Genomic DNA, 26714 nt, shown 5'->3' with positions numbered 1-26714 from the left:
CATCCGGCCCCGGGTCGGCGGAATTGGGCATGAGGAGATCAAACGCAGTGAAGAAGGCGCCCGATCCGATAGACCGGCATGTCGGAAGCCGCGTGCGCATGCAGCGCGTCTTGATGAAAATGAGCCAGGAGAAGCTCGGCGAAGCGCTAGGGTTGACCTTTCAGCAGGTGCAGAAATACGAGAAGGGGACCAATCGCATCGGCGCGAGCCGGCTCCAGCAGATTTCGAAGACGCTGAACGTCCCGCCGTCCTTCTTCTTCGAGGGCGCCCCGACGACCGGCTCCGCGGGCGACGGATTCGCCGAGGAATCCTCCTCGCAATATGTCGTCGAGTTCCTCTCCACCGCAGAGGGCCTCCATCTCAACCGCGCCTTCGCCCGCATCAAGGACCCGAAGGTGCGCAAACGGGTGATCGACCTCATCACCACCCTCGCCGACCAGAACGACGAGGGGACGCCCTCGAACGGCGACGTCTCCCCGAAATAGCCCGTCGAAGCGCGAGCGGCGCCCCTGACCCTCGACGGGGCGCCTTGACGAGCGCGCCGCCGCCTGTACTGATCTGCCGATCGGCGATGGTCCGATGACGGATCCACGCGCAGACGGAGATGGACGTGACGCGACAGAATTACCTTTTCACGAGCGAGTCGGTTTCCGAAGGTCATCCCGACAAGGTCTGCGACCGAATTTCGGACGAGATCGTCGATCTTTTTTTTCGTGAGGGAGCCAAATTCGGCGTGGATCCCTATTTGATCCGCGTCGCGGCCGAGACTCTCTCCACCACCAATCGCGTGGTGATCGCCGGCGAGGTGCGCGGCCCCGCCATTCCCAAGGAGCAGATCGTCGACGTGGCCCGCAAGGCCATTCACGCGATCGGCTACGAGCAGGACGGCTTCCACTGGCAGCGCGCCGACGTCGAGGTGCTGCTGCACGCCCAGTCGGCGGATATCGCCCAGGGCGTCGACGCCGCCGGCAACAAGGACGAAGGCGCGGGCGACCAGGGCATCATGTTCGGCTACGCCGTGCGCGAGACGCCCGACCTCATGCCGGCGCCGCTCTATTACGCGCACAAGATTCTCGAGAAGCTCGCCCATGCGCGCCATTCTGGCAAGGAGAAGGGCCTCGGCCCGGACGCCAAGAGCCAGGTGACGCTGCGCTACGAGAACGGCAAGCCGGTCGAGGCGACGCAGATCGTGCTGTCGCATCAGCACACCGACGAGAGCCTGACGCCGCAGGACATCCGCAGGATCGTCGAACCCTATATCCTCGAGGCGCTGCCTTCCGGCTTTGTGACGAAAGAGACGGTCTGGCACGTCAATCCGACGGGCAAGTTCCACATCGGCGGGCCGGACGGCGACGCCGGCCTCACCGGCCGCAAGATCATCGTCGACACCTATGGCGGCGCGGCCCCGCACGGCGGCGGCGCCTTCTCCGGCAAGGACCCGACCAAGGTCGACCGCTCCGCGGCCTATGCGGCCCGCTACCTCGCCAAGAACATCGTCGCCGCCGGCCTCGCCGACCGCGCGACCCTGCAGCTCTCTTATGCGATCGGCGTCGCCGAGCCGCTGTCGATCTATGTCGATCTCCACGGCACGGGTCAGGTTCCGGAGGACAAGCTCGAAGCGGTGCTGCCGCAGATCATGCGTCTGTCGCCGCGCGGCATCCGCGAGCATCTCCAGCTCAATCGGCCGATCTACGCCCGCACCTCGGCCTATGGCCATTTCGGCCGCACGCCGGATGCGGAAGGCGGCTTCTCATGGGAAAAGACCGATCTGGTCGACGCGCTCAAGACGCATTTCTCCTGAGCGGAGAGCCGAGGGCGCAGCAGAACGATGGGCCGGCCGCGGGCGAGGATTTCGCGCCGCGCCGACTCTACGGCCGCAGCAAGGGCAAGGCGCTGCGGCCCGGCCAGGCCCGCCTCCTCGACGAGCTCCTGCCGAAGCTGCTGCTCGATCTCGCAACGCCTGCGCCGCCGGACGCGCGGGCGCTGTTCGCCTCTCCCGTGCGCGAGACGCGGCTCGAGATCGGCTTCGGCGGCGGCGAGCATCTCGTCGCGGCCGCCGTGCGGCGGCCGGACGTCGGCTTCATCGGCTGCGAGCCTTTCGTCAACGGAATGGCCCGCCTGCTGGCGCGCATCGCGGCGGAAGGGCTCGGCAACATCCGGCTTCGCCAGGGTGATGCGATCGAAGTCGTCGACTGGCTGCCGGCCGCGAGCCTCTCGCGCGTCTATCTGTTCTATCCCGACCCCTGGCCGAAGCGACGCCACCGCAAGCGCCGCCTCGTCTCGCCGGAGAACATCGCCGAGCTCGCCCGCGTCATGGCGCCGGGCGCACAATTGCGTTTCGCCACCGACATAGACGACTATGCCGGCTGGACGCTGGCGCGCCTCTCCGCCTCGCCCGATTTCGAATGGCGCGCGACGACGGCGCAGGACTGGCTCGCGCCCTGGGACGGTTGGACGCAGACGAAATACGAGGCGAAAGCGATGGCGGCCGGACGCAAACCGGTCTATCTGACGTTCGTGAGGCGTTGAGGACGCGGTCTTGGCGGGAGATTCGCTACAATGGCGACGGATGCATTCGGAGCGGGCGGCGGCGCGCAAGAGACGACGACGGCGCGATTTCGCGCGGATGTCATGGAGCCCTCTCTGCGTCAGCCGGTTCTGGTCGACTTCTGGGCCCCCTGGTGCGGGCCGTGCAAGCAGCTCGCGCCGGCGCTCGAACGCGTGGTCGAGGCGGCCGGCGGCAAGATAAAGCTCGTCAAGATGAACATCGACGACCATCCGGAGATCGCCGGCCAGCTCGGGATCAAATCGATCCCCGCCGTCATCGCCTTCGTGCGCGGCCGGCCCGCAGACGGCTTCGTCGGCGCCCTGCCGGAGAATCAGCTGCGCGGCTTCATAGAGCGGCTCGTCGGCCCGCTGCAGGACGAGGGGGAGGACGCCCTCCTCACCGCCGAGGCGCTGATCGGCGAAGGCGATCTCGCGGGCGCCGAAGCCATCCTGACCGAGCTCGTCTCGCGCGATCCGCCTTTCGTCAAAGCCGCGGCGGAGCTCGCCCGGCTGTTCATCGGGCAGGACCGTCTCGCCGATGCGCAGGCGCTGCTCGGGAGCCTTTCCGCGGACATGCTCGGCGACGCCAATGTCGCGGCCGCGGCGGCGGCGCTCGAGAATGCGCTGCGCGCCTCCGAGCTCGACGAGGTCGACGAATTGCGCCGGCGCATCGCCTTCGACCCGGACGATCTGCAGGCGCGCTTCGACCTCGCCCTGGCGCTCAACGCCAAGGGCAAGCGTGACGAAGCCGCGACGGCGCTCCTTGACATCATCCGCAAGGACCGTAGTTGGAGCGACGATGGGGCGAGGAAGCAGCTCATACAGTTCTTCGACGCCTGGGGTCCGCTCGACAAGGCGACCATCGGCGCGAGACGACGCCTGTCGTCGCTGTTGTTCTCCTGAAGACCTGAGGAGTGGCGTCGAGCGCTGCGCGGCAGAAATGAGCGTCAACCATCCCTATAGAGATGCGAGCGCATTGCCGGAGATCGTGCCGGTGTTTCCGCTGACGCGCGCGCTGCTGCTGCCACGCGGCGAGCTGCCGCTCAACATATTCGAGCCGCGCTATCTCGCCATGGTCGACGACGCCATCGCCTCGCAGCGCGTCATCGGCATGATCCAGCCTTTGCCCGGCCACGAAGAGCGCGACGCCGCGCCCACTCTGCACAGGATCGGCTGCGCCGGCCGCATCACCCGCTTCCTCGAGACGGGCGACGGCCGCTATCTGATCTCGCTCACGGGAATCGCCCGTTTCGACATCGTGGAGGAGCTGCCGACGACGCTCGCCTATCGCAAATGCCGCGTGAGCTATGAGCGGTTCCTCCTCGATCTCGAGCCGGGCGCCGGCGAGGAGGACGTGGACCGCTCCGGAATGATCCGCATGTTGCGCGAATTCGCGGAAGGGTCCAAACTCGAAGTCGATTGGACGAGCATAGACGCGGCGCCCAACGAGGCCCTGGTCAACGCCCTGGCGATGATGAGCCCGTTCGGCACGAATGAGAAGCAGGCGCTGCTCGAGGCGGTCGACCTCAAATCGCGCGCGGAGATGCTCGTCGCTCTGGCCGAGCTCGATCTCGCGCAGAACAGCGACGAGCCGCCGCATTTCCACTGAGGAGCTTCGCGGAAGAGCGCTTCGCCGCGGCTGGAGGGCATCGCAATGACCGACGACGCAGACAAGCAAGCCGAGGCCGCCGAGGAGGCGCCCGCTCCCGAGGCGACGAAGGTCGATCCGAGGCTGCTCGAGATTCTCGTCTGCCCTTTGACCAAATCGACGCTGGAATATGACGCTGCGCGGCAGGAGCTGATCTCGCGCCCGGCGCGTCTCGCCTATCCGATCCGCGACGGCATTCCCATCATGCTGCCGGAAGAAGCGCGACGAATCGATTGAAAGCCGCTCCCGAAGAACCGAGCGCGCTGCTCCGGGTCCTCGATCTCGACGAGATCGGCGTGGACCGTTTTCGCGGCGCCGGCCCCTGGGCGACGGGACGCGTCTATGGCGGTCAGGCGGTCGGGCAGGCGCTGGTGGCGGCGCAGCGCACGACGCCGCGCGAGCGCGTCGCGCATTCGCTGCACGCCTATTTCATTCTCGCCGGCGACGCCTCCACGCCGATCGATTACGCCGTCGAGCGTGTGCGCGACGGCGCGAGCTTCACGACGCGGCGCGTCGTCGCGACGCAGCGTGACCGGGCCATTTTTTCGATGGAGGCCTCGTTCCAGATCGTCGAGCCCGGTCTCGAGCACGCCTTTCCGGCGCCCGCGGCGCCGCCGCCGGAAAGCCTGCCGACCACGAGCGCGCTCGCCGAGCGCTTCGCCTCCTTCCTGCCGCCCATGGCCGCCGAATGCGTCGCGCGGACGGCGGCGATCGATATCCGCTTCGCCGATCCGAGCGCCTATTTTTCGCACACTCCACGGATTCCTGCCCAACAATTCATCTGGTTCAAGGCGATCGGCGCCCTGCCGGACGACGACGCCACCCATCGCAGCGTGCTCGCCTATCTTTCCGACATGACGTTGCTCAATGCGGCGCTCGTCGTTCACGGCCGCTCCATTTTCGACCGCGACATGCAGGTGGCGAGCCTCGATCACGCCGTCTGGTTCCATCGTCCGTTTCGCGCGGACCAATGGCTGCTCTATGCGCAGGACAGCCCGACCGCAGCCGGCGCGCGGGCGCTGACGCGCGGTCTCGTCTACGCACAGGACGGGCGGCTCGTCGCCTCTGTCGCGCAGGAAGGGCTCATTCGCGAGCGTCCGGCGCGGCCGTGAGCCCGGATATGCTTATCTTCTAGGCGCCGGCTGCACGATTTCAGGCGCCTGCCCGCCGACATTGGCGCTCTCGCTCCGCCTATGGACGCTCGCGCAATGGCGTGCAGCCGAAAGGATCGGGCGCAGACGCGCGCTTTCGCCGCCGCGCCTGCGCGACGCGCGGCGGCGGCGGAAAATCTCTCCCTCTGGCACGCCATTTGAAGGATCGGGCCGTGAGCACGACGGTGCTCGTCTTGGCCATCGCCGCGCAGACGCCGTCGACTCGACGCGCCGTCGGTCGCCATGCAGGTCGAAAAACATAGGATAGGCAGATGAAAATCGTGACAGCGATCATCAAGCCCTTCAAGCTCGATGAGGTCCGCGACGCGTTGACGAATATCGGCGTGCACGGCCTCACCGTGACGGAAGTCAAGGGATATGGACGACAGAAGGGACATACCGAGATCTACCGCGGCGCCGAATACGCCGTGAGTTTCCTGCCGAAGCTGAAAATCGAGGTGGCCGTGACCTCGGAGCTCGTCGCCAAGGCGATCGAGGCGATCACGACGGCGGCGCATACCGGCCAGATCGGCGACGGCAAAATCTTCGTTCTTCCGCTCGAGCAGACGATCCGCATCCGCACCGGCGAGCGCGACGCCGACGCCCTCTGACACCCTCACGAAAAAATCACCAGGAGTTCCCAATGAGACTTCGTCTGCCTCGAAGCCTGTCCGCGGCTTCGACCCTCATCGGCGTCGCGATCGCCGCCGTCGCCGCCGATCCGGCCTTCGCCGCCAATGATCCGACGCCCGATCCCGGCGACACCGCCTGGGTGCTGATCTCTGCGGCGCTCGTGCTGATGATGTCGATCCCTGGCCTCGCTCTCTTCTACGGCGGCCTCGTGCGTTCGAAGAACGCGCTCTCCGTGCTCACGCAGATTTTCGCGATCGTCTGCCTCGTCGGCGTGGTGTGGACGCTCTACGGCTATTCGTTGGCCTTCGGCGACGGCGGCTCGCTGAGCAATTTCGTCGGTGGAATCGACAAGCTGTTCCTGAAGGGCGTCGACGCCTCCTCGACCGTCGGGACCTTCACGCCGGGCCGCGTCATTCCCGAATACGCCTATCTGGTCTTCCAGATGACCTTCGCGATGATCACCCCGGCGCTGATCGTCGGCGCCTTCGCGGAGCGCATCAAATTCCCGGCCGCGCTTCTCTTCGTGCTCCTGTGGGTCACCATCATCTACTTCCCGCTGGCGCACTGGGTGTGGGCCGCCGCCGATCCGAACGCGCTCGTCGACGCGGCCACCAGGCTCGCCGCCGCCGGCACGGAGGAAGCCAAGGCGGCCGTCCAGGCCGAGATCGACGGCATCGGCGCCGGAGCGGGCTGGATCGCCGGCGGCCTCGCGCCGTGGATGAACGGCACCGGCGCGCTGGACTTCGCGGGCGGCACCGTGGTTCACATCAATGCGGGCGTCGCGGGCTTCGTCGGCGCAATCATCATCGGCAGGCGCATCGGCTACGGGAAGGAAGCGCTTCCGCCTCATTCGCTGACGCTCTCCATGGTCGGCGCCTCACTGCTGTGGGTCGGCTGGTTCGGCTTCAACGCCGGCTCCAATCTCGAGGCCAATGGCGGAACGGCGCTCGCCTTCGTCAACACCATGGTGGCGACCGCCGCGGCGGGGCTCTCCTGGCTGCTGACGGAATGGGCGGTCAAGGGCAAGCCCTCCCTGCTCGGCCTCATCTCCGGCGCGGTGGCGGGCCTCGTCGCGGTGACGCCGGCCGCCGGCTTCGTCGGCCCCGTGGGCTCCATCGTCCTCGGCTTCGTCGTCTCGCCGATCAGCCTGTTCTTCGTCTCCAAGGTGAAGAACTTCTTCGGCTATGACGACTCGCTCGACGTATTCGGCGTGCACGCCATCGGCGGCATTGTCGGCGCGCTGGCCACGGGCGTTCTGGTGAGCCCGGATCTCGGCGGCGTCGGCATCACCGACTACACCAATATCGGCGAGAATTTCGCCGGCAAATACGACATGGCGCAGCAGCTGATCTCGCAGGCGACCGCCGTCGGCGCGACCATCCTGTGGTCGGGGATCGGCTCGGCGATCCTCTTCAAGCTCGTCGATCTGGTCATCGGCCTGCGCGTCGCCCCGGATCAGGAGCGCGAGGGCCTCGACATCGCCGATCACGGCGAGCGCGCCTACAACTACTGATCCAGGCCCGCCCATCCACGAACAGCGAACGGCGCCCATGGGCGCCGTTCTTCATTTTCGAACCGATCTGATCTCATGATTGCCGCCGGCCGCGGCGATGCGCGCTCTCAGCCCGCCTGCTCGAGACTTTCGGAGACGCGCTGCTCGAGCAGAGTCGGACGCAGCAGCACCAGCCCGCCCCGGATCTTCTCGGCGAGGCCCTCCTGCACCATCGCCTGCACCTCGCGATTGACCTGCTCGCGGCGGCAGCCGATGCGGGCGGCGAGATCGTGCTGCAGCGGCGGCGGCGAGATGATCGACTGGCCGTCGAAGCCTTTGCGCGGCGAGGCGAGGCGCAGCAGCTCGGCGTAGAGCCGATGCCTCAGATCGAGCACCGAGCGCTCGAAGAGACGGGCGTTGAGGTCGCGCACGCGCTTGGTGAGAAGGCGCAGCAGCCGCTCGCACACGGCCGGCTGAGAGAAGACGACGTTCTTGAATACGGCAGCCGGCATGATGCAGAGTTCGGCCCGCGTCAGCGCGGAGACATTGGCGGAGCGCACGGCGCCGTCGACCGCCGCCATCTCGCCGAAGAACTGGCCCGGCCGCAGATCGGTCAATATGACCTCCTTGCCGGCCGGCGTGCGGATCAGCACGCGCAGCTCGCCCGAGATGATGAAATAGACGTCGTTCGAAGGATCGTCATAGTCGACGACGAGCTCGCGCTCGTCGAAGCGCCGAAAGACGCATTTGCGCGCGATGCGCTCGGCCTCGTCGGCGTCGAGCCCTTCGAAAAACGGGATACGCTGCAATGAGCTCAACGCGGTCCGCCCTTCCTTGCGATCGCATGGGGGAGCGACGCGCCCTCTCCTTCGGAGAGAGGCGAGAAGACCCCTGCTCTGTCCGTCATTTCCTCGCCCCGCACGATATTGGCAAGGATTTTCGGCCGCGTCGAGCGCGTCAAGCCTGAAGGACGTAATGGCCCGGCGCCGCATAGAGCGGCGGGAAACCGCGCGCGCCCATCGCTGGAGGAGCGACGTGCGCCCCGCTGCTGCGGGCCGAGAGCCATGCGACCCATTCCGTCCACCAGGAGCCCTCGACGCGGCGCGCGCCGGCGAGCCATTTGTCCGGACCGACATAGAAGTCCCCGGCTCGGCGCAGACCGATGTGATAGGAGCGGCCGCGGCGCCCCGGCTCCGACACGACGCCGGCGTTGTGGCCGCCCTTGGTCAGCACGAAGGTCAGTTCGCAATCGGTGAACAGGCTCGCCTTGTAGACCGAGCGCCAGGGCGCGATATGGTCGGTCTCGGTTCCGACGACGAACATGGGCGCCGAAATATCCTTCAGCGCGACGACCTCGCCCTCCACCGCATAACGCCCCGCGGTCAGCCGGTTCTCGAGGAACAGCCCGCGCAGATATTGCGCGTGCATCGCATAGGGCATGCGTGTCTGATCGGCGCTCCAGGCCATGAGATCGTTCGGTTTCCGGCGTTCGCCGAGAAGATAGTCCTGCACCGCCTTGCCCCAGACGAGATCGTTCGAGCGCAAGGCCGCGAAGGCGCCGGCCATCTGGCGCGTGTCGAGCACGCCCTGGTCCCACATCATATCCTCGAGGAACGCGACCTGCGCCGCGTCGACGAACAGCATCAGCTCGCCCGGCTCACTGAAATCGGTCTGCGCCGCGAGCAATGTGATCGAGGCGAGGCGCGCGTCGCCGTCGCGCGCCATGGCGGCCGCCGCGATGGAGAGCAGCGTGCCGCCGAGGCAATAGCCGCAGGCGTGGACCTTGCGCCCGGGCAGCACGGCGTCGATCGCCGTCAGCGCCGCCAGCACGCCGGCGACGCGATAATCGTCGAAGGAGAGGTCGCGGTCCTCGGGACGAGGATTGCGCCAGGAGATCATGAAGACGGTGAAGCCCTGCGCGACGAGATAGCGCACGAGCGAATTCTGCGGGCTGAGGTCCAGCACGTAATATTTCATGATCCAGGCCGGGACGATCAGGATCGGCTCGGCGTGGACGGTCTCGGTCGTCGGACCGTATTGGATGAGCTCGATCAGCTCGTTGCGGAAGATCACCTCCCCCGGCGTCGCCGCCACGTCGACGCCGACCGCGAAGCCGTCGTGTCCATTGGGCGCCCGCAACAGCAGGCGCAAGGCGTCCTCGAAGAAATTCTCGGCTCCGCGAATGAGATTGGCGCCCGCCTCCTTCCGCGTGCGCTCGATCACGGTCGGGTTCAGCCAGGCGATATTGGAGGGCGAGAGAGCGCCGAGCCATTGCTTGGCCATGAAGGCCACGCGCGCGGCGTCATTGGGCGTGACGCCGCGCGTCTCGCGCGTCGCGAGGCGCCACCAGCTCTCCGTGGCGAGGAAACCCTGCTTCCACAAAGAAAAAGGCGGAGCGTCCCAGGCCGGATCGGCGAAGCGCCGGTCGTTGGTCTCCGGCGCAAAAGGTCCCGCCTCGTTTTCGCCGCCGAGCGCATGGGCCGTGAAATAGGCGAGCACCGCCGAAGTCTGGGCCGCGGCGAGCGCTAATTCGATCTGCCGGCCCGGCGCGAGGGAGAGGTGGGTCGCCCAGTCGAGCCATGCCGACATTTGCGCGAGCGGCGAGACGCCTTGAGTGAAGCGCGCCGTGACGGCGCGGGCGGCGCGGTCGAGCGTGTCGAAGGATGGAACGTCGCCGACCGTGTAGGAGGTCCGGCGCGGCCGCTCCTCGACCCGCGGCGGAGGCGGCGGCGGAGCCTCGGCGATCGGCAGCTCGTCCTCGCGGCGACCGGCTCGACCGGCGGAATTTACGACGATCATGTGAAAAACCCCCTCGTGACGTCGCGCAGAGCCGCGCCGTCGAACGCTATAGGAGCAGGACCATGTGTAAATACGAAGATTCGTCGCCGAACGACGATCCGCGGATGGCCGGCGCGAAACCTCTACGCCCGAGCCGACCGATGTATTTCGTGTCATTTTTTTCTGTAAAGTAAAGAATTCGTAATTTTCTCCTATTGCGCAGCAGCCCTGCCGGAATTTCGCATATTGCAAGGTAGTTGCCCGAGTTGTATCGACAAAATCGAAGGAATATTGCTGGATCGAAGCGACGAAAGGCGTATTCATGGCCAACACCACGGCGGAGCTCGAAGCGCTCCTCATGCAGCGGTCCCTCACCGACGCCAGTCTCCTGGCGGCGGCCGAGGCGTCGGCCGATTTCCGTATTCTGCCCGAGGCGACGGTCATCAAGATCGGCGGACAAAGCATCATCGACCGCGGCCGCGCAGCGCTCTACCCGCTGGTGGACGAGATCGTCGCCGCCCGCAAGACGCATAAGATGCTGATCGGAACCGGCGCCGGCACGCGCGCCCGGCATCTCTATTCGATCGCGGCCGGGCTCGGCCTGCCGGCCGGCGTGCTCTCGCAGCTCGGGGCCTCCGTCGCCGACCAGAACGCCGCAATGCTCGGCCAGCTGCTCGCAAAACATGGAATCTCGGCGGTCGACGCCGCCGGGCTCTCGGCCGTTCCGCTCTATCTCGCCGAGGTCAACGCCGTCGTGTTCAGCGGCATGCCCCCGTATAATCTCTGGATGCGCCCCGCCCCCGAGAGCGTCATCCCGCCCTATCGCACCGACGCCGGCTGTTTCCTGCTCGCCGAGCAATTCGGCTGCAAGGCGATGATCTTCGTCAAGGACGAGCGGGGCCTCTTCACCGCCAATCCGAAGACCGCGAAGAGCGCGAAATTCATCCCGAAGATCTCGGTCGACGAGATGAAAGCGAAGGGCCTGCACGATTCGATCCTCGAATTCCCGGTGCTCGATCTGCTGAAGACGGCGCGCCATGTGCGCGAGGTGCAGGTCGTGAACGGCCTCGTGCCCCGCAATCTGACCCGCGCGCTCGCTGGCGAGCACGTCGGGACCATCATCACCGCGAGATGAAGATTCTTATCATGACCGACACAGCCGACCGCATCAAGCACGTCGCCTCGCCGCTCGCGCGCCAGACCCTGCTCGACGGCGCGCTCACCCGTCCGGTCGCCGGACGGCGCCCGATCCGCCTGCTGCCCTGGCTGCAGGTGGTGAAGATCGGCGGCCGCTCCATCATGGATCGCGGCGCGGAAGCGATCCTCCCCCTCGTGGACGAGATCAGGAAACTCCTGCCGGAGCACCGCCTGCTCATCCTGACCGGCGCCGGCATCCGGGCGCGCCATCTCTATGGCGTCGGACTGGATCTCGGCCTGCCCGTGGGCTCGCTGGCCCCGCTCGCCGCGAGCGAGGCCGGACAGAACGGCCATATCCTCGCATCGCTGCTCGCGCCGGAAGGCGTCTCCTATGTCGAACATCCGACGATCGCCAACCAGCTCGCCATCCATCTCACCGCCGTGCGGGCGGTGGTGGGCAGCGCCTTTCCGCCCTATCACCACCACGAATTTCCGACGTCGCGCATCCCGCAGCATCGGGCCGACACGGGCGCGTTCCTGCTCGCCGACGCCTATGGCGCCGCCGGCCTGACGATCGTGGAGGATGTGGACGGGGTATATACGGCCGATCCCAAGGGACCGGACGGCAAGAAGGCGAAGCTGCTCGCCGAGACGAGCGCGGCGGAGCTCGCGAAGCAGAAAGCTCCCCTGCCCTTCGACCGCGCGCTGCTCGAGGTGATGGCGACTGCGCGCCACATAGAGCGCGTGCAGCTGGTGAACGGCCTCGTCCCCGGAAGGCTGACCGCCGCGCTGCGCGGCGAGCATGTGGGGACGATCATCCGCACGGGGGCGAAAGCCGGGTGACGGCCGCTCTCCTCATCGGCCGAGCCGGTTCACGCGCCGGCGACCGGGAATATCCGGCCGCCTGCGTCGAACCGCGCCGATTCGACGGCGCGCCGAGAATCGATCGAGGCGATCACTTCACGGGCTTCATATTGCACAACAGGAACTTCACGATTTCCGATTTGTGGGCCGTCAGCGTCTCGTGGTCCTCGTCGGACAGTTCGGCCGTGCGCGACGCTCGGACAAAAGCGTCACAATAAAGTCCCAGGACGACACCTTTATTTGCGAGACTTTCCATGAAAGTCTCGACGTCGAATTCCACGGCCGCAGTTTTTCGTCTGCCCTGAATGGCCCTCATCATATTCTCCTGCCTCGAATAAGTTCGACACGAAAAACGCAAATCCAATGTTGGAATTCTACCCGAATCCAGACGAGCGGGAAAGCGTGAAAACGCCGGCGCGATTGCGACGGTCCCCGGCGTGCGATCGCTGCACGGCCCCAGAGATGCGGCGACGCGATCTCGGCGCGTGCTGCGACACTCCCTATTTCATGGTAGAGAGGACGCCTGTCGCCACGCCGGCCTTGAACCGGACGCTGCGGAGAAGACCATGTTCATCCAGACCGAGACCACGCCCAATCCCGCTACGCTGAAATTCCTGCCCGGCCGCCCGGTGCTCGCCGAGGGCGCCCGCGAATTCCGCGACCGCGAGGCCGCCGCCGCCTCGCCGCTCGCCGGCGCGCTGCTCTCCATCGACGGCGTCGAGGCCGTGATGTTCGGTCCGGATTTCGTCTCGGTCACCAAGTCGGGCGCCGAGTGGGCGCATCTGAAGCCCGCCGTGCTCGGCACGATCATGGAGCATTTCACCTCCGGCGCGCCCATCGTCACCGACGGCGCCGAGGCCTCGCCCGCCGAGTTCTTCGACGCGGCCGACGCCGACACGGTTGCGACCATCAAGCAACTGCTCGTCACACGCGTGAGCCCGGCGGTGGCGAGGGACGGCGGCGACATCTCCTTCCGCGGCTTTCGCGACGGAGTCGTCTTTCTCGCCATGAAAGGCTCCTGCTCCGGCTGCCCCTCCTCCTCCGCCACGCTGAAGAGCGGCGTGGAGAATCTGCTCCGGCACTATGTTCCGCAGGTGCGAAGCGTGCAGCAGGTGTGAGACCGCGTTGATCGGCGCGCGAAAAGCGTCATAATCGGCGCCGATGAGACTCCTCGCCATCGACACGGCGCTGCCCGCCGTCTCCGCCTGCGTGATCGATTCGGACGCCACCGCGCCACTCGCGGGCGAGACGGCGCCGATGGAGCGCGGCCATGCGGAGGCGTTGCTTCCGCTGCTCGAGCGGGTCGTCGCGGCGGGCGGCGGATTCGCGTCGATCGACCGCGTCGCGGTCACGGTCGGACCCGGCTCCTTCACCGGCATCCGCATCGGCCTCGCCGCCGGCCAAGCCATAGCGCTCGCGCTGCGCGCGCCGATCGTCGGCGTCTCGACCCTCGCGGCGCTGGCGGCGCCTCATATTCTCGAGCCTTTCGACGGCGTCGTCGCGGCGGCGATCGACGCGCGCCACGGCCATGTCTATGTGACCGCCTATGGCCCGGACGGGCGCACGCTGCTGACGCCGCGCCGCGTCGGCGCGCATGAGGCGCTGCGCGCGCTGGGCGACGGCCCGCTGAAGCTCGTCGGCTCCGGCGCGCCGCTTCTCGCCGCCGAGGCGCGCGCTTCCGGCGTCGCCGCCGAGATCGCCGATGCGCGGGCGGCGCCCGACATCGCCTTCGTGGCGCGGCTCGGCCTCGCGGCCAATCCCGACACGGCCCCGGCGCGCCCGCTCTATCTGAAGGCGCCCGACGCCAAGCCCCAGGGCCGCGGGGCGGCCGAAGCCCCCGCCGGAGCGTGAGCGCGCCGGCGATGAATCTGTTCTCGACGCTCTTTCCGCAGCCGCGTTTCGTCATCCGCCCGATCGGCGCGGATCACGCCTTCGATTGCGCGCGGCTCCACGCCGCCTCCTTCGCCTTTCCCTGGTCGAAGATCGACTTCGAGAGCATGCTGACCGATCCGCATGTGCTCGCCGACGGCGCCTTCAACGATAAATTACTGAAGGACGAGGTCGGCGGCATGGCGCTGTCGCGCCTGCTGCCGCCGGATGCGGAGATATTGACCTTCGCAGTCGATCCGAGGCGGCGCGGCGCCGGCCTCGGGCGCGAGTTGCTCACCGCCCATCTGACCAATCTCGAGCGCGGCGGAGCGCGGCTCGTCTTTCTCGAAGTCGGAGAAGACAATGCTGCGGCGCTCAAAGTCTATGAGCGGCTCGGCTTCACAACGATCGGCCGGCGCGAGAATTATTACAAGCGCCCCTCGGGCGGGAAGCAGGCGGCGCTGACCATGCGCTGCGAATTGTGATCCGGGAGCTGGAAACACGCCCGACGCTTCGAGGGGCGCGGCGGACCGCGAGCTTCAGTCCGCTTTCGCCGTCATCTCGGCGCTGCGGCGCGGCGCAGGCGATCATTGATCGCCTCGCCGAGGCCGTGAGCAGGAATCGGAGCGACCGCGATCCGCCCGGCGCCGAGTGCGTCGAGTTCACGCAAATGGCCGAAGAGATTGGCCGCCGCCTCCGCGAGATCGCCCGCCGGCGAGAGGTCGAGGATCATCGCGCCCGTGTCCGCGCCGGCGTCGCGGAGCCGCCCCGCGAAATCGAGCCCGGCCTCCCCCTCACGCAACTCCCCGGCGTTCAGGCGCAGGCGAGCGCGCGGCGCATAATGGGACGCGGTCATTCCCGGCGCGACGACCGCCGCATCGCCGCCGACGTCCTCCAGGCTCATGCCCAGCGCAGCTTCGATCTCCTCGCGCGCCACGGCGCCGGGCCGCAACAAGCGCGGCGTCTCGCCGACGAATGAGAGTATGGTCGATTCGAGCCCGCGTTCGGCGCGGCCGCCGTCGAGCACGAGATCGACCAACCCATCGAGATCCGCGACCACATGAGCGGCCGTCACCGGGCTGACATGGCCCGAGCGATTGGCCGAAGGCGCCGCGATCGGCCGGCCGGCGGCGCGCATCAGCGCGAGCGCGACCGGCGCCGCGGGAACACGCAAGGCGACGCTGGAGAGCCCTGCGCATGCGAGATCGCAGACCGAACCCGTGACGGCGCGCGGCGCGACGAGCGTCAGCGGACCGGGCCAGAAGGCTTCCGCCAGGCGAATCGCCGGTTTCGGCAGAACGGCCTCCGCCGAGGCGGCATCGAGATCGGCGACATGGGCGATGAGCGGATTGAAGCTCGGCCGGCCCTTAGCGCGATAGATGCGCGCGACAGCCCGCGCCGAAGCAGCGTCGGCGCCGAGCCCGTAGACGGTTTCCGTGGGAAAGGCGACGAGCCCGCCCTCTCGCAGCAGGCGCGCCGCCCGTTCGATCGCCGCCGCATCCGCCGCCGCGACCTCGGAACGATCCGTCATTCGCTCCGGCCGCCGTAAGGGGGCGTCGGGATCGCGATATGCGCGGCGCGCAGCGCGCGCGACCAGCTGTCGCGCAGATCGCGAAAATAGGAGTCGCTCCCGTCGATCCGCGTCGAAATCTCGGCGCGCAGCGCGTCGCGGCGCACCAGCGCGATGTCGATCGGCAAGCCGACGGAGAGATTGGATCGGATCGTCGAATCCATCGAAATGAGGCCGATCTTCAGCGCATCCAGCACATCGGTGTCGTAGCCGACCGCCCGGTCGAGGATCGGCTTGCCGTATTTGTGCTCGCCGATCTGCAGATAGGGCGTGTCCCGCGTGCATTCGATGAAATTGCCGGCGGTGTAGATCATGAAGAGGCGCAGCGCCCCGCCCTCGATCTGGCCGCCGAACAGCAGCGACACGTCGAAACTGACGCCCGACGGCTCTCCGCCCTCGCCGGCGATGGCGTGGGAGCGCCGCACAGCGCGGCCGACGAGCTGGGCTGCCTGCAGCATGCCGGGCGCCTTCATCAGCGTCTCGACCTCGTGCGTCTCGGGATTTTCGAGCCCTTCGATCAAGAGATTGACCGCGCTCTGAGTGACCGAGAGATTGCCGGCGGTGGCGAGCATCATCACCCGCTCGCCCGGCCGCTCGAAGACGTGCAGCTTGCGAAAGGTGGAGATATTGTCGAGCCCGGCGTTGGTGCGCGTGTCGGCGATCATCACGAGGCCGTCGCGCACGAGAATGCCGCAACAATAAGTCATCGCCGCTCCAGGACCGATGGCGCCGGAACCGTCCGGCGTGACGTATCAATCTAGCGCATCGCCGTACGGCGCGCCGCTGGAAATCGAACTTCGGCGAGATTTCGTGGCCGCGCGGTTGCAGAGGAGACGGATTTCGCTATAGGAGCAGGACTCCCCGGAGCGCCCTTACGGCGGCGGGGCCGGTAGCTCAATGGTCAGAGCCGGCCGCTCATAACGGTCTGGTTGCAGGTTCGAGTCCTGCCCGGCCCACCAATCAAATCAGACTGTTACAGGCATTCCGCATTGCGTCTCACGTCATTGCGCACAGCTTTGCGCACAGCTTCGCTTATTTGCGCGAGAGCGCTCGCACCGCCCCTTCCTGATAGTCGGGTGCGAGATGCCCGTAATGCTCGATAATCATTTGTTCCGATGTCCCTAAGAAATCAGTGACCTGGAACGTCGGAACGCCCTTGGACACGAACCACGAGGCGCACGAATGTCGCAACGTGTAGGCGGTTACCCCACCATCTATGGCGGCGAGCTTGCACGCCCGCGTCAATGCCGTCTTGACACTCGCGATCTTTGCTCCGTGATGATGGACGACATAAATCGGCCGGCGCTTATCCGCCTCGTCCTCGCGTTTCCATTTCCGACACATGCGCCGGAGGAACGGAGCGAGCCTTACGGCCGGCTGGCGCTTCGCAGTCTCGTTCGCGCCGTTTTTATGTCGATGAAAGACCCCTCGATCGATGTCGATCAAGGACAGGCCGGGACCATCGAACCATGTCGCGTTGAAAACCGCTCCTGGCCGTGAGCCCGTATAGAGCCCGAGCAGCAGGAAGCGGACGAGATGCGCGAATGGTCTCTTCTCGGTCTCTGCCCCCTCTTGGATTTCGCGCGTCGTGCGACACACCCAGAGCAACCTGGCCGTTTCCGAGCGCGTAAGCCAGCGTTGTCGCGCTTTGCCGCGCGGCGGCAAGACCACCTTGACCTCGCCGCGGTGAAGCCCCTCGGATTGGTGATGCCCGATCGCCGCAGAAAGGTCCTGAAGATCGCGGCGGGCGCCACCGCCGGTCCCTTTCTTGCCGCCCTTCCGCGTCTCCGACGACTTGCCGAAGCGCGACCGCGCATATTCTCGGCAGAGGGCGCCGTTGATCTCGGCAAGACGCTTCGTCCCGAAAAATGCGAGCAGCCGCTCGGCTCGTTCCGCGGCCTTGTCCGCGCCTGGTTGGCCATCGACGATATCGGCCAAATAAATCGCGATGACGTCGGCGATCAGAATTTCGCCGATATCACGTTCGCGCCTTTCCGGCTTGTATTTCTTGGAGATGTAGTCGGCGAGCTTTTTTCAGCTTCTTCGCGAGCATCAGGGCCGCATCCAGTGCGGATTTGCCAGTCTCCGTCGCGGATGATCCAGCAGGATGGTTCGACGCGCCCCGACCGACTACGGCAGGCGGGACGGAGCCATAGTCTGACGCCCTTGCTTCTGGTCGGCATAACTTCCTCATTTCGGCGATGGCGGCGAGTGACCTGCCCCTGAAAAATCCCACCAGCATCGATCTCGGAACATAGGTCGCCGGGAAAATCCCGATGAAGCGCGCTGCGATCAGCACGGCGGCGATGACGACGACGGCGGCCGCGAGACGGGACGTCGGATAGTCGCCGATGCGGTCGATGACGACGCGCGTCTGCAACCCCGTGACCAGAAATAGCATGCCCTCGATCACATAAGTGAAGAACTCCCAGAAGAACACGCCCTGCAATCGCGTCGCCGGACTGATGAGGCGAGGACCGTTCCAGCCGATGTAGAGACCGGCGGTCACGGTCGCCAGCACGCCCGAGCCGCCGAGATGTTCCGGGGGCCAGAAGGCGAGAAAGGGCGTCAACAGCGACAGCAGGATCTCGATCAGAGGTTCATTCACCCACCGTCTCAGTCTCAGCGTGACCCAGCCGACGCCGACGCCCCATAAGATTTCGCCGACGATGATCGCGACGAACGTTCCGACGGCCTCGCCGAACGAAAACACGCCGAGGCTGACCGCCGCGATGGCGAAGCGATAGAGAATTAATGCTGTCGCGTCGTTCGCCAGGCCTTCGCCTTCCAGAATGACGACTATCCGCCGCGGCAGCTGCAACCGCCGCGCGATGGACAGCGGCGCAATCGCATCCGGCGGAGACACGATCGCCCCCAGGACGAAGCCGACCGGCCAATCGAGACCGAGCAGCCAATGCGCCGCGGCGGCGACCACGACGGTCGTCAATAGGACGCCGCCGATGGCGAGCAGAGCGATCGGGCGCAGATTGAATCGGAACTCGCGCCAGCTCATGTTGAAGGAGGCGGTGTAGATGACAGGCGGCAGAACGAGCAGCAGGACGACTTCGGGCGCCAGTTCGACGGCGGGGAGCCCCGGCATGAGCGCCAGCAGCACGCCGGCCGCCACCAGAACAATGGACGAGGGTATCTCGAGTCGATTCGCGAGGATGGCGATCGCCGCGACGACGGCTAGCAATAAGACGAGCAGCTCGATTGTCGGCGTCATCGAACACCTGATTTCTGTTTCTTGACCGGCGCGGGCAGAACGCGCCGCCCACGCCCGCGTCAGAGCGGGTCATCGCCGCCTCGCGCAGCCTCACTTTAGCGTGACGCTACAGAACCTTCACAGGTGGAAGGAATAGAGCGCAATCGTCGGCTGTCGCGGACCAAGCGAGAAGCGGGGAGCTTTGCTCCATCGCGCCGCGCGTCATTTATCGCATGTCTCCACTGGGCGCTCGCCCCGAGCCGCCGCTTTCGCAAAACCATCGATCGAGAGGATCGCCGCCGATGAAGCTTTCTTCCGCCTTCCGCGCATGCCTCGCCATTGTCGCGGCGCTCGCCGCGAACGCATGCGCCTCGGCCTCCCCGGTAGCCATCGAGATCGGAGGGGCCGAGGCTTACCCCGAAAGCGTCACCGCGGGGCCCGACGGCGCGCTCTACGTCGGCAGCGCCGCGTCCGGCGGCGTCCAGCGCGTCGGGCCCGGAGCCGGCCGAGCCGAGACGTGGATCGCTCCGGGGGCCTTCGGCTCCCGCTCGACCTTCGGCGTCCACGCCGACGCAAAGACGGGCACGCTCTGGGTCTGCTCCAACGACGCATCGGGGTCCGGCGTCGCCGGACCGAGCTCGGTCGCCGGCAGCCATCTGAAAGCTTTCGACCTCGCGACCGGCCACGGCAAGGCGAGCTACGCTCTCCCGGGCCGAGCGACGCTCTGCAACGACATCGCGGTCGCCGACGACGGCGCGATCTTTGTCACCAACTCGCTCGCCCCACAGATTCTGCGCCTTCGCCCTGGAGCCGAGGCTCTGGAAGTCTTCGCCGAGGACGCGCGGTTTCAGCCGCCGAACGGCGTCGGCCTCGATGGCGTCGCCATAGGCGGCGACGGCAACCTCTATGTCGATACGTTCGACGGCGGCGAACTCTTCCGCGTGACGATCGAGGGCGGCAAGGCGGGCGCCGTCGTCAAATTGACGACCTCACGTCCGATCCGCTTGCCGGACGCTCTGCGGCGCCTTTCCGGGAACGCTTTCCTCCTGGTCGAAGGCGCCGGCTCGCTCGACCGCGTGACGATATCGGGCGACGCGGCGACGATCGAAACCATCGAGAGCGGGCTCGACGAACCGACGTCCGTCGCGACCATCGACGGCGTCGCATGGGTGACGGAAGGCCAGCTCTCGCATCTCTTCGATCGGAAAGAGAAAGGCCTGCCGAAGCTTCCGTTCAAGATCACGCCGGTTCGGATCGGCGAATGATCGATCCTTGCGCCACGACCATCGACTTCGAGGAGAATGTGATGAATTTGGCGAATTCTTCCCGTCGACGCGCCCTCGCTCTGGCCGTGGGCGTCGTCTCGTCCTGCGTCACCGTCGCGCCCGCTCGGGCCGAGGAGACGAAAAGCCGCTGCGTCGAGGACGCCGGCCTCTCTCTGCCGAGGGGCTTCTGCGCCACTGTGTTCGCCGACCGCATCGGACATGCGCGCCAGATGGCGGTCGCGCCCGATGGCACGCTCTACGTCAACAGCTGGAGCGGCGTCTATTATGGCGACGACAAGCCGCATGACGGCGGCTTCCTCATCGCGCTGAAGGATTCGAAAGGAACCGGCAAGGCCGATGTTCGAGTTCGCTTCGGGCCGAGCTTCACTGAGGGCGCGCATGGTGGGACGGGAGTCTGGCGCTATAAAAATTGGATCTACGCCGAGGCGAACGACGAGATCGTGCGCTACGATATCGGCTCCGGGGCGCCGACCGGCGACGCGCGGCCGGAGGTCGTTCTCTCCGGCATGCCGATCACCGGCGATCACCCCATGCATCCCTTCGCCATCGACGCAGAAGGCCGTCTCTTCGTTTCCATGGGATCGGCGACCAACGCCTGCGAAGTGAAGAACCGCATGCCGCATTCGCCGGGCAATGACCCCTGCACGGAGCTAGAGACGCGCGCCGGCGTCTGGCGCTATGACGCGAACACGCTCGGCCAGACCTTTTCGCCGAAGGAGCGCTATTTTTCGGGCAGCCGCAACACCGAGGGCTTGGACTTCGACTCGGCCGGGCGCCTCTTCGTCACGCAGCACGGCCGCGACCAGCTGCACGAGGACTGGCCCGAGCTCTTCACCGCGGATCAGGGCTTCGAGCTCCCGGCCGAACAGATCATGGTTGCGAAGCGCGGCGCCTGGTACGGCTGGCCCAATTGCTATTTCGACCCTCGTCGCAAGAGGCTCGTCCTCGCGCCGGAATATGGCGGGGACGGCGGCGAGAAGATCGGCGTGTGCGAGAAGGCGAAGGCCCCGATCGCCCATTACCCCGCGCATTGGGCGCCGAACGATCTGAAAATCTATCGCGGCTCGCTCTTCCCGAAGGCCTATTCGGGCGGCGCCTTCATCGCCTTCCACGGCTCGTGGAATCGCGCGCCGGGACCGCAGGGCGGTTACAATGTGGTGTTCCAGCCGCTCGCCGACGGCAAGCCAGCGGGGGATCACATCGTCTTCGCCGACGGCTTCGCGGGACGCTACAGGGAGCCGGGACGCGCCGCGCATAGGCCGAGCGGCCTCGCCGTCGCCCCCGATGGTTCGCTCTTCATCTCCGACGATCAGGCCGGACGCATCTGGCGCGTGACGTATTTCGGCGACGAGAGCGCGCCGATCGAAGCCGCGCCGGCAGTCCGCACACAGGGAGCCGCGTCGCCCGGCGCTGCGCCGCCCGAAGGCCTCCATCCCGACGCTGGCGTCGAGGCTGCGCTGCCCGTTCCGCCCGGCTCGAACGCGGAGAGAGTGGCGTTCGGCAAGAAAGTCTTCCACGGAGAGGCGGGAGGCGCGACATGCGCCGGATGCCATGGCGCGGACGGCGTCGGAACGCCGGTCGGCGCGGCGCTGAACACGGGCTCATGGCTCTGGTCGGACGGCAGCCTCGCGGGACTCACCAAGACGATCGAGGAGGGCGTGGCCGAGCCCAGGCAGCACACCGGCGCCATGCCTCCGCTCGGAGGCGTCGAGCTCTCGAAAGAGAACGTCGAGGCGGTCGCCGCTTATGTCTGGGCGCTGGGGCACAGCTCCGGCCGCCGATGAAGACACGCCGCTCGACGGCGCGGCAATGTCGCGATCGTCGCGCGCAGCGTTCGCCGACGGGGGCTGAAATTGCGCAACGACGGGGAATTCGCGAATAGATTCTTCGGCGCTCTGGAAGCCGCGGGGCTCGGCGCGGTTCCGGACGAATTTTCTGTCGTCGCCGCGCGTCAGATCGTCTCGCGACGCGCTCTCGACGAGATCGGCGAGTTCATCCGTGTCTTCGACAGGATCACGACCACCGAGAAATGGCGCGCCGCGGTTCGGCGCGAGGCGCCGCCGGTCGCGAGGCGCGCGAGCCCCGAAATCTGCTTCTTCAGCGCGTGGGATTTTCATTTTCCGACCGAGGGCGGCTGGCGGCTCATCGAGTTCAACGACAATGGCTCGGGCCTTCTTCTCGCCGCCGTGATCAATCGCCTCTATTTCGAGACCGGGGAACCAATCGACGGCGAAGCCATCGAGGCGCCGCCGTCGGTCTCCGCCGTGGAGCGACGCATTGTCGAGATGGTGGAGCGGGAAGCGAAGGGGTTTTTCGGAGAAGCCGCCGACAAGTTCATTCTCATTCTGGACGACGAGCAATCTTTACGCAGCGGCAAATTTCGGCAAGAGTTGCTCTTGCTCTTCGACCTCTTCCGACGGCAGGGTCGGCGAGTTGGCCTCGGGGCTCCCGCAGACATCCGCTGGGACGGCCGAAGCCTTCTCTTCAGTGAACAATCAGTCGGATTCGTCGTTAATCGCTCGACGGATTTCTTGTGGGAGTCCGAAGAGCTTCGGGCCTTGCGCGACGCTCATGAGAGCGGCGCCGTCTATGTCGCCCCAAACCCTTTCACCTATTCGACGCGCAGCGACAAGCGACTGCTCGAATGGCTGTCGCTGCCGCAGCGAGACGACGAATTGGGGATTTCTCCGAGCGACCGGCGCATGCTGAGCGAGCACGTGCCGGAGACGCATGTCTTGCGTCGCGACAACATCGATCGGCTCGCGCGCGAGAAGAGCGATTTCGTGTTCAAGCCTTTGCACGGCTTTGCCGGACGCGGCCTCCTCGATAGCGACGCGGTCGGACGAGCGCGCCTACGACGACTCGTGAGCCATGGTCCGGGCTATGTGGCGCAAAAGTGCGTTTCGAAATCGACGCTCGAGGCCGGCGAGGCGAAGCTGTGGACCGATCTCCGGGTATGGGCCTATCGGGGCGCCGTCACGCTCGTTTCCGGCAGGGCTTCGCGACGGCCGGAACGGCTGGATCTCACTCGTCCCGGCGGCTGGCTGCCGACATTCGTCGGGGCCGCTCTCCACGAAGCGTCTCGCCGAGGATCGCCGGGGCCGAAGTGAGCCCAGCCGACTGCTACGGCCGCATGTAACGATCGAACCGCGCCGCCGCCGGCTGTCCGCCCTTCAGGAACCAGTCGAGCGTGGCGCCCAAGGCGACGATGATCGCGAGGGCGAGAAGCGCGATAGCGGCGCGTCGGACGAAGCGTCGCGTTCTCGCGGAGAGGCCGAGCGCACGCACGGGCGTCAAGAACAACGCCAGCGCAGCGAGCGCCAATGCACGAATCGCGAATTCGAGGTCGAACATGGCGAACCCTGCCCGCCGCCCCCGTTTTTCGTCGCCGTGGCGACTCTGAAGCCGAAGCTACGCCCTCACCTTCGGCTTCGCCTATCTATTGCATTGGTTTCCTTGGTGAGCGCGATGGGACTCGAACCCATGACCCTCTGATTAAAAGTCCCATTTTGGCACATTTCTGGCGTTTTCCGCTTGTGGATGACGTTTACCGAACCCATTGCGGAATCGTGACTTTCGTTCGATCATCTTTTCCGACCTTTTCCCAGCATACCCCGCACGGTGGCGACATGGTGGCGATTTTCCGGGGCCTGTGATGTGGCGACATGGGAAATAAGTCGGGGGTTCGGGGATGATCGTCAAGCTCACCAAGCGCGCCGTCGACACGTTGGCACCGATCGCCAAGCCGTTCGTCGCCTATGACGCGGACCTTCCCGGTTTCGGCCTTCGCGTCATGCCGAGTGGGGTGAAGTCCTTCGTCGTCGAATATCGGCCCAACGGCGGCGGCCGCGGCGTCGCCAAGCGCCGCGTCACCATCGGCAAGGTGGGCGCTCTGACGCCGGAGCAAGCGAGAAAGGCGGCCGGCGAGCTGCTGGCGCGGGCGCGGCTCGGCGCCGATCCGGCGCAGGAACTCGCCGACCGGCGCAAGGCGCAGACGGTCGCGACGCTCTGCGACGCGTTCGAAGTCGAGCATGTCGACGGCAAGCTGAAGCCCTCGACGCGGGCCTCCTACAAGGCGGCGCTCGCGCGGCTGAAGGATGCGCACGGCTCCGCGAAGGCCGAGGCCGTCACGCGCGCACAAATCGCCACGCTGCATGCGAAGCTGGCGGCGAGCCCCTATGTCGCCAATCGCGCGCTCTCGACCTGGGCGAAGCTGTTCGCCTGGGGCATGGCGAGCGGCTTCGTTCCCAAAGGCGACAACCCGGCGCGCGAGATCGATCGCTATCGCGAGAGCAAGCGCGAGCGCTTCCTCACCTCCGACGAGCTCGGCCGACTCGGCGCGGCGCTCGCCGAGGGCGAGACGGCCGGCCTGCCCTATGCGGTCGACGCGACCAAGGCGAAGGCGAAGCACGCGCCGAAGCCGGAGAACAGGCTCGTTAAGCTCGACCCTTTCGCGGTCGCGGCGATTCGGCTGCTCATTCTCACCGGCGCGCGGCTTCGCGAGATCCTGGACGCGCAATGGTCGCAGGTCGATTTCCAGCGCGGCATGTTGTTCCTGGCGGACAGCAAGACCGGCCGCAAGCCGATCTATCTCGGCGCCGCCGCGCTCGCCGTGCTGTCGGACCTGCCGCGCATCGAAGGCAATCCGCATATCATCGCCGGCGCGAAGGACGGCGCGCCGCGCGCCGACCTGCAACGCCCATGGGCGGCGGTTCGGCAGGCCGCGGGCCTCGAGGGCGTGCGGCTCCACGATCTGCGCCACAGCTTCGCCAGCGTCGGCGCCGGCGCGTCGCTCGGCCTGCCGATCATCGGCAAGCTGCTCGGCCATACGCAGGCCGCGACGACGGCGCGATACGCGCATCTGGACGCGGACCCGCTGCGCCGCGCCGCCGACACGATCGGCGCAACGATCGCCGCGGCGATGCAGGGCAAGGCTGGCGCGGAAGTCGCAACGTTGTCCGATAATACGAAGCGGAGCAGACGCAAATGAGTGAAACCGCTCCCGCCATTCTCAAGCTCGATCCCGATTTTATTACTCGCCCGAACCGTCTCCATTTGGCGCAAATCGAGGCCATGATGCTATTCCCGCATTCCCCCTCCGACCGGGAAATGGCGTATTGCGCATCGATCGTCGAGTTTGCTGCCGAAAATCCAGACCAAATACCGGATAGCATTTGGAAAAATTTGTTCTACATCGCGCGCAGCGTCAATAGAATCAATGAAAACCGAGAAGCTGTCCGGTCAAGATCCGTTAAGGGGCTTATAGTTGGAATAGTCACGCATTTTCAGATTGCGAGCGCAAAATCCGGCATCGAGTCGAGGCGTGAGGACGTAATAGACCAAATATCTTCGATCGCCAGAGCTGTAGTAAAAAGCAGAGGTATTCGCGTTTCGGCAAAAACATTTCATAACGACATGTGGCCGGAGTTTCGCAGCGTCGCTCATTTTTGGGCTGCTTCCGTCCTTCTCAATGAGCCTCGTTATCATGACACCGTATTTCCTTGCCGTGTCAGCGAAATCGGGGAGTTTCTTTCTTCCGTCGAGGCCTATCGTATCGCTGGCGAATCCACCCGTCCCAAACAGGCGTCTGCGACCATTCTCGACCCGAAACACACCGTTCGGTTTCCGTCCGAGCTGAAGGTCGAGCCGGCCGACCTTCAATTCGTCCCGACAACCAACTCCTAAAAAAACCCTTCCCGATTACTCGGGAAGGGACACGTCGGAAAATTCGATATCTATAGACGGTCACCACGCATCAAACGGGGTGACTGTATGTCAGAAAAGTTCCTGCGGCCGAATGAGGCCGTCGAATATCTCCGAGAACGAGTCGGCTTCGGCTCCTATCGAACCCTCGCGAAGTATCGCACGGTCGGCGGCGGCCCGATGTTCCGCAAGATCGGTCGGCTCGTCGTCTATGCGCCGTCGGACCTCGACGCATGGGCCGCGTCGCGTCTCAGCGCACCGATGGCCTCCACCTCCGACCGTCGCGAGGTCGCGTGAGCCGATGGCGAGAAAACCCCTTACCCAAGAGCAGTGCGAGCTGATTTCCAGACGCACTCGGGAGGCGATGGCTGCGCCCGACGTTCGCGAGCGCGGTCGCGCTAGAACTCGCCGCGGCATGGCGGCGGCCGAGGCCGTCGTAAGCGCCGAGGTCGCTGCCCTGAAATGCGCTTGGCGTGCCGCTGGAGCCAAGGCGCGCCTGCGGTTTCTCGGCGAACTCACGGGGGAGCTATGTGGCCGCGAATGACGCGCCGGCGCAATGGACCTCCTTCGCCGCATTCAAGTTTCGCTGGCTCGAAGCCGTCGCTTCGGATCGGGAGTTGCCTATGAGCGCGGGAAGCGGAGATCGCCGCCGAGCGCACGGCGCTCCTGGCCCTCTTGCGCGCTGAGCCGATCGGCCCCGAGGCGACCGAAGCGCTTGGCCTGTTCGATGACGACCATGCGTCGAGCTGACTGGCGCCACGTCCGGCGCGCGCAAGCCTGTCGCGAGCGCGGCGCCGGCTCCCCCATGGCGGTGTTGGCGCGCGCCGGCGC

General features: G+C 66.3%; 27 protein-coding genes and 1 tRNA gene. 20 read left to right on the top strand and 8 right to left on the bottom strand.

What is annotated here, in order from left to right; all coding sequences use genetic code 11:
* Positions 1-47: 47 nt before the first annotated feature.
* From AC6IW9_RS16370 to AC6IW9_RS16330, 9 genes are all read left to right on the top strand, one after another.
* Positions 48-485, top strand: coding sequence for a helix-turn-helix domain-containing protein (locus AC6IW9_RS16370; RefSeq protein ID WP_497772543.1), 438 nt, complete (start codon positions 48-50; stop codon positions 483-485).
* Positions 486-604: 119 nt separating this feature from the next.
* Positions 605-1801 (top strand): methionine adenosyltransferase, encoded by a 1197-nt coding sequence (gene metK, locus AC6IW9_RS16365; RefSeq protein ID WP_497765152.1) that lies wholly within the window; start codon positions 605-607, stop codon positions 1799-1801.
* Positions 1753-2529 carry a tRNA (guanosine(46)-N7)-methyltransferase TrmB gene (gene trmB, locus AC6IW9_RS16360; protein WP_497765151.1) on the top strand — a complete coding sequence of 259 codons (777 nt, stop codon included), beginning with the start codon at positions 1753-1755 and terminating at the stop codon, positions 2527-2529. Before metK ends, trmB begins: the two co-directional genes overlap by 49 nt.
* Positions 2530-2559: 30 nt before the next feature.
* A complete protein-coding gene (gene trxA, locus AC6IW9_RS16355) occupies positions 2560-3450 on the top strand; it encodes a thioredoxin (protein ID WP_497765150.1) in 891 nt (296 codons plus the stop codon).
* Positions 3451-3487: 37 nt separating this feature from the next.
* Positions 3488-4156 carry an LON peptidase substrate-binding domain-containing protein gene (locus tag AC6IW9_RS16350; protein ID WP_497765149.1) on the top strand — a complete coding sequence of 223 codons (669 nt, stop codon included), beginning with the start codon at positions 3488-3490 and terminating at the stop codon, positions 4154-4156.
* A 45-nt stretch (positions 4157-4201) separates the two neighbouring features.
* Entirely contained in the window at positions 4202-4432 is a 231-nt protein-coding gene (locus AC6IW9_RS16345; RefSeq protein ID WP_497765148.1) for a Trm112 family protein, read from the top strand.
* Positions 4429-5307 carry an acyl-CoA thioesterase gene (locus AC6IW9_RS16340; RefSeq protein WP_497765147.1) on the top strand — a complete coding sequence of 293 codons (879 nt, stop codon included), beginning with the start codon at positions 4429-4431 and terminating at the stop codon, positions 5305-5307. The genes AC6IW9_RS16345 and AC6IW9_RS16340 overlap by 4 nt, the downstream gene beginning before the upstream one ends.
* A 311-nt stretch (positions 5308-5618) precedes the next feature.
* A complete protein-coding gene (locus tag AC6IW9_RS16335) occupies positions 5619-5957 on the top strand; it encodes a P-II family nitrogen regulator (RefSeq protein WP_003610684.1) in 339 nt (112 codons plus the stop codon).
* Between the two features lie 32 nt (positions 5958-5989).
* Positions 5990-7492, top strand: a complete 1503-nt coding sequence (locus tag AC6IW9_RS16330; RefSeq protein ID WP_497765146.1) for an ammonium transporter — start codon at positions 5990-5992, stop codon at positions 7490-7492.
* A gap of 107 nt (positions 7493-7599) precedes the next feature.
* On the opposite strand, the gene AC6IW9_RS16325 is transcribed toward AC6IW9_RS16330, so the two are convergent.
* Positions 7600-8289, bottom strand: a complete 690-nt coding sequence (locus AC6IW9_RS16325; RefSeq protein WP_497765145.1) for a Crp/Fnr family transcriptional regulator — start codon at positions 8287-8289, stop codon at positions 7600-7602.
* 139 nt (positions 8290-8428) lie between these two features.
* Positions 8429-10270 carry a PHA/PHB synthase family protein gene (locus AC6IW9_RS16320; RefSeq protein WP_497765144.1) on the bottom strand — a complete coding sequence of 614 codons (1842 nt, stop codon included), beginning with the start codon at positions 10268-10270 and terminating at the stop codon, positions 8429-8431.
* A 301-nt stretch (positions 10271-10571) separates the two neighbouring features.
* On the opposite strand from AC6IW9_RS16320, the gene AC6IW9_RS16315 reads away from it, so the two are divergent.
* Entirely contained in the window at positions 10572-11384 is an 813-nt protein-coding gene (locus AC6IW9_RS16315) for an amino acid kinase family protein (protein ID WP_497765143.1), read from the top strand.
* A gap of 11 nt (positions 11385-11395) precedes the next feature.
* Positions 11396-12229 carry an amino acid kinase family protein gene (locus AC6IW9_RS16310; RefSeq protein ID WP_497765142.1) on the top strand — a complete coding sequence of 278 codons (834 nt, stop codon included), beginning with the start codon at positions 11396-11398 and terminating at the stop codon, positions 12227-12229.
* A 112-nt stretch (positions 12230-12341) separates the two neighbouring features.
* Here the strand turns inward: AC6IW9_RS16310 and AC6IW9_RS16305 are convergent, their stop codons facing one another.
* A complete protein-coding gene (locus tag AC6IW9_RS16305; RefSeq protein WP_497765141.1) occupies positions 12342-12506 on the bottom strand; it encodes a hypothetical protein in 165 nt (54 codons plus the stop codon).
* A 310-nt stretch (positions 12507-12816) separates the two neighbouring features.
* On the opposite strand from AC6IW9_RS16305, the gene AC6IW9_RS16300 reads away from it, so the two are divergent.
* The 3 genes from AC6IW9_RS16300 to AC6IW9_RS16290 are packed head-to-tail and all read left to right on the top strand — an operon-like array spanning position 12817 to position 14604.
* A complete protein-coding gene (locus AC6IW9_RS16300; RefSeq protein ID WP_497765140.1) occupies positions 12817-13368 on the top strand; it encodes a NifU family protein in 552 nt (183 codons plus the stop codon).
* A 43-nt stretch (positions 13369-13411) separates the two neighbouring features.
* Positions 13412-14101: a tRNA (adenosine(37)-N6)-threonylcarbamoyltransferase complex dimerization subunit type 1 TsaB gene (gene tsaB / locus AC6IW9_RS16295; RefSeq protein WP_497765139.1), complete on the top strand. Its 690-nt coding sequence runs from the start codon at positions 13412-13414 to the stop codon at positions 14099-14101.
* 11 nt (positions 14102-14112) lie between these two features.
* The gene (locus AC6IW9_RS16290; RefSeq protein ID WP_497765138.1) at positions 14113-14604 is read left to right on the top strand and encodes a GNAT family N-acetyltransferase; all 492 of its coding nucleotides are present in this window, start codon (positions 14113-14115) and stop codon (positions 14602-14604) included.
* Between the two features lie 71 nt (positions 14605-14675).
* Here the strand turns inward: AC6IW9_RS16290 and AC6IW9_RS16285 are convergent, their stop codons facing one another.
* A complete protein-coding gene (locus AC6IW9_RS16285) occupies positions 14676-15650 on the bottom strand; it encodes an L-threonylcarbamoyladenylate synthase (protein WP_497765137.1) in 975 nt (324 codons plus the stop codon).
* The gene (locus AC6IW9_RS16280) at positions 15647-16396 is read right to left on the bottom strand and encodes a proteasome-type protease (protein ID WP_497765136.1); all 750 of its coding nucleotides are present in this window, start codon (positions 16394-16396) and stop codon (positions 15647-15649) included. Before AC6IW9_RS16280 ends, AC6IW9_RS16285 begins: the two co-directional genes overlap by 4 nt.
* Before the next feature lie 176 nt (positions 16397-16572).
* Between AC6IW9_RS16280 and AC6IW9_RS16275 the strand changes: the two genes are divergently transcribed.
* Positions 16573-16648 (top strand) — tRNA-Ile (locus tag AC6IW9_RS16275).
* 73 nt (positions 16649-16721) lie between these two features.
* Here the strand turns inward: AC6IW9_RS16275 and AC6IW9_RS16270 are convergent.
* Positions 16722-17627 (bottom strand): tyrosine-type recombinase/integrase, encoded by a 906-nt coding sequence (locus AC6IW9_RS16270; RefSeq protein WP_497765135.1) that lies wholly within the window; start codon positions 17625-17627, stop codon positions 16722-16724.
* A 40-nt stretch (positions 17628-17667) separates the two neighbouring features.
* Complete coding sequence (locus tag AC6IW9_RS16265; RefSeq protein ID WP_497765134.1) at positions 17668-18915, bottom strand: cation:proton antiporter; 1248 nt, start codon at positions 18913-18915, stop codon at positions 17668-17670.
* A gap of 281 nt (positions 18916-19196) precedes the next feature.
* Here AC6IW9_RS16265 and AC6IW9_RS16260 point away from each other — a divergent pair, with 281 nt between their 5' ends.
* From AC6IW9_RS16260 to AC6IW9_RS16250, 3 genes are all read left to right on the top strand, one after another.
* Positions 19197-20159, top strand: a complete 963-nt coding sequence (locus AC6IW9_RS16260; protein WP_497765133.1) for a Vgb family protein — start codon at positions 19197-19199, stop codon at positions 20157-20159.
* Positions 20156-21964: a PQQ-dependent sugar dehydrogenase gene (locus AC6IW9_RS16255; RefSeq protein WP_497765132.1), complete on the top strand. Its 1809-nt coding sequence runs from the start codon at positions 20156-20158 to the stop codon at positions 21962-21964. The genes AC6IW9_RS16260 and AC6IW9_RS16255 overlap by 4 nt, the downstream gene beginning before the upstream one ends.
* A 69-nt stretch (positions 21965-22033) precedes the next feature.
* Complete coding sequence (locus tag AC6IW9_RS16250) at positions 22034-23290, top strand: ATP-grasp domain-containing protein (protein WP_497765131.1); 1257 nt, start codon at positions 22034-22036, stop codon at positions 23288-23290.
* Positions 23291-23303: 13 nt separating this feature from the next.
* On the opposite strand, the gene AC6IW9_RS16245 is transcribed toward AC6IW9_RS16250, so the two are convergent.
* Positions 23304-23534, bottom strand: a complete 231-nt coding sequence (locus AC6IW9_RS16245; RefSeq protein ID WP_497765130.1) for a hypothetical protein — start codon at positions 23532-23534, stop codon at positions 23304-23306.
* 337 nt (positions 23535-23871) lie between these two features.
* On the opposite strand from AC6IW9_RS16245, the gene AC6IW9_RS16240 reads away from it, so the two are divergent.
* Complete coding sequence (locus AC6IW9_RS16240) at positions 23872-25170, top strand: site-specific integrase (protein ID WP_497765129.1); 1299 nt, start codon at positions 23872-23874, stop codon at positions 25168-25170.
* Positions 25167-25865 carry a hypothetical protein gene (locus tag AC6IW9_RS16235; RefSeq protein ID WP_497765128.1) on the top strand — a complete coding sequence of 233 codons (699 nt, stop codon included), beginning with the start codon at positions 25167-25169 and terminating at the stop codon, positions 25863-25865. Before AC6IW9_RS16240 ends, AC6IW9_RS16235 begins: the two co-directional genes overlap by 4 nt.
* The last annotated feature ends 849 nt before the right edge of the window (positions 25866-26714 follow it).

This window comes from Methylosinus sp. shoA (genome assembly GCF_059718125.1).
Note: the sequence above shows the minus strand (reverse complement) of the source record. Positions and strands in the feature narration are given on the sequence as shown.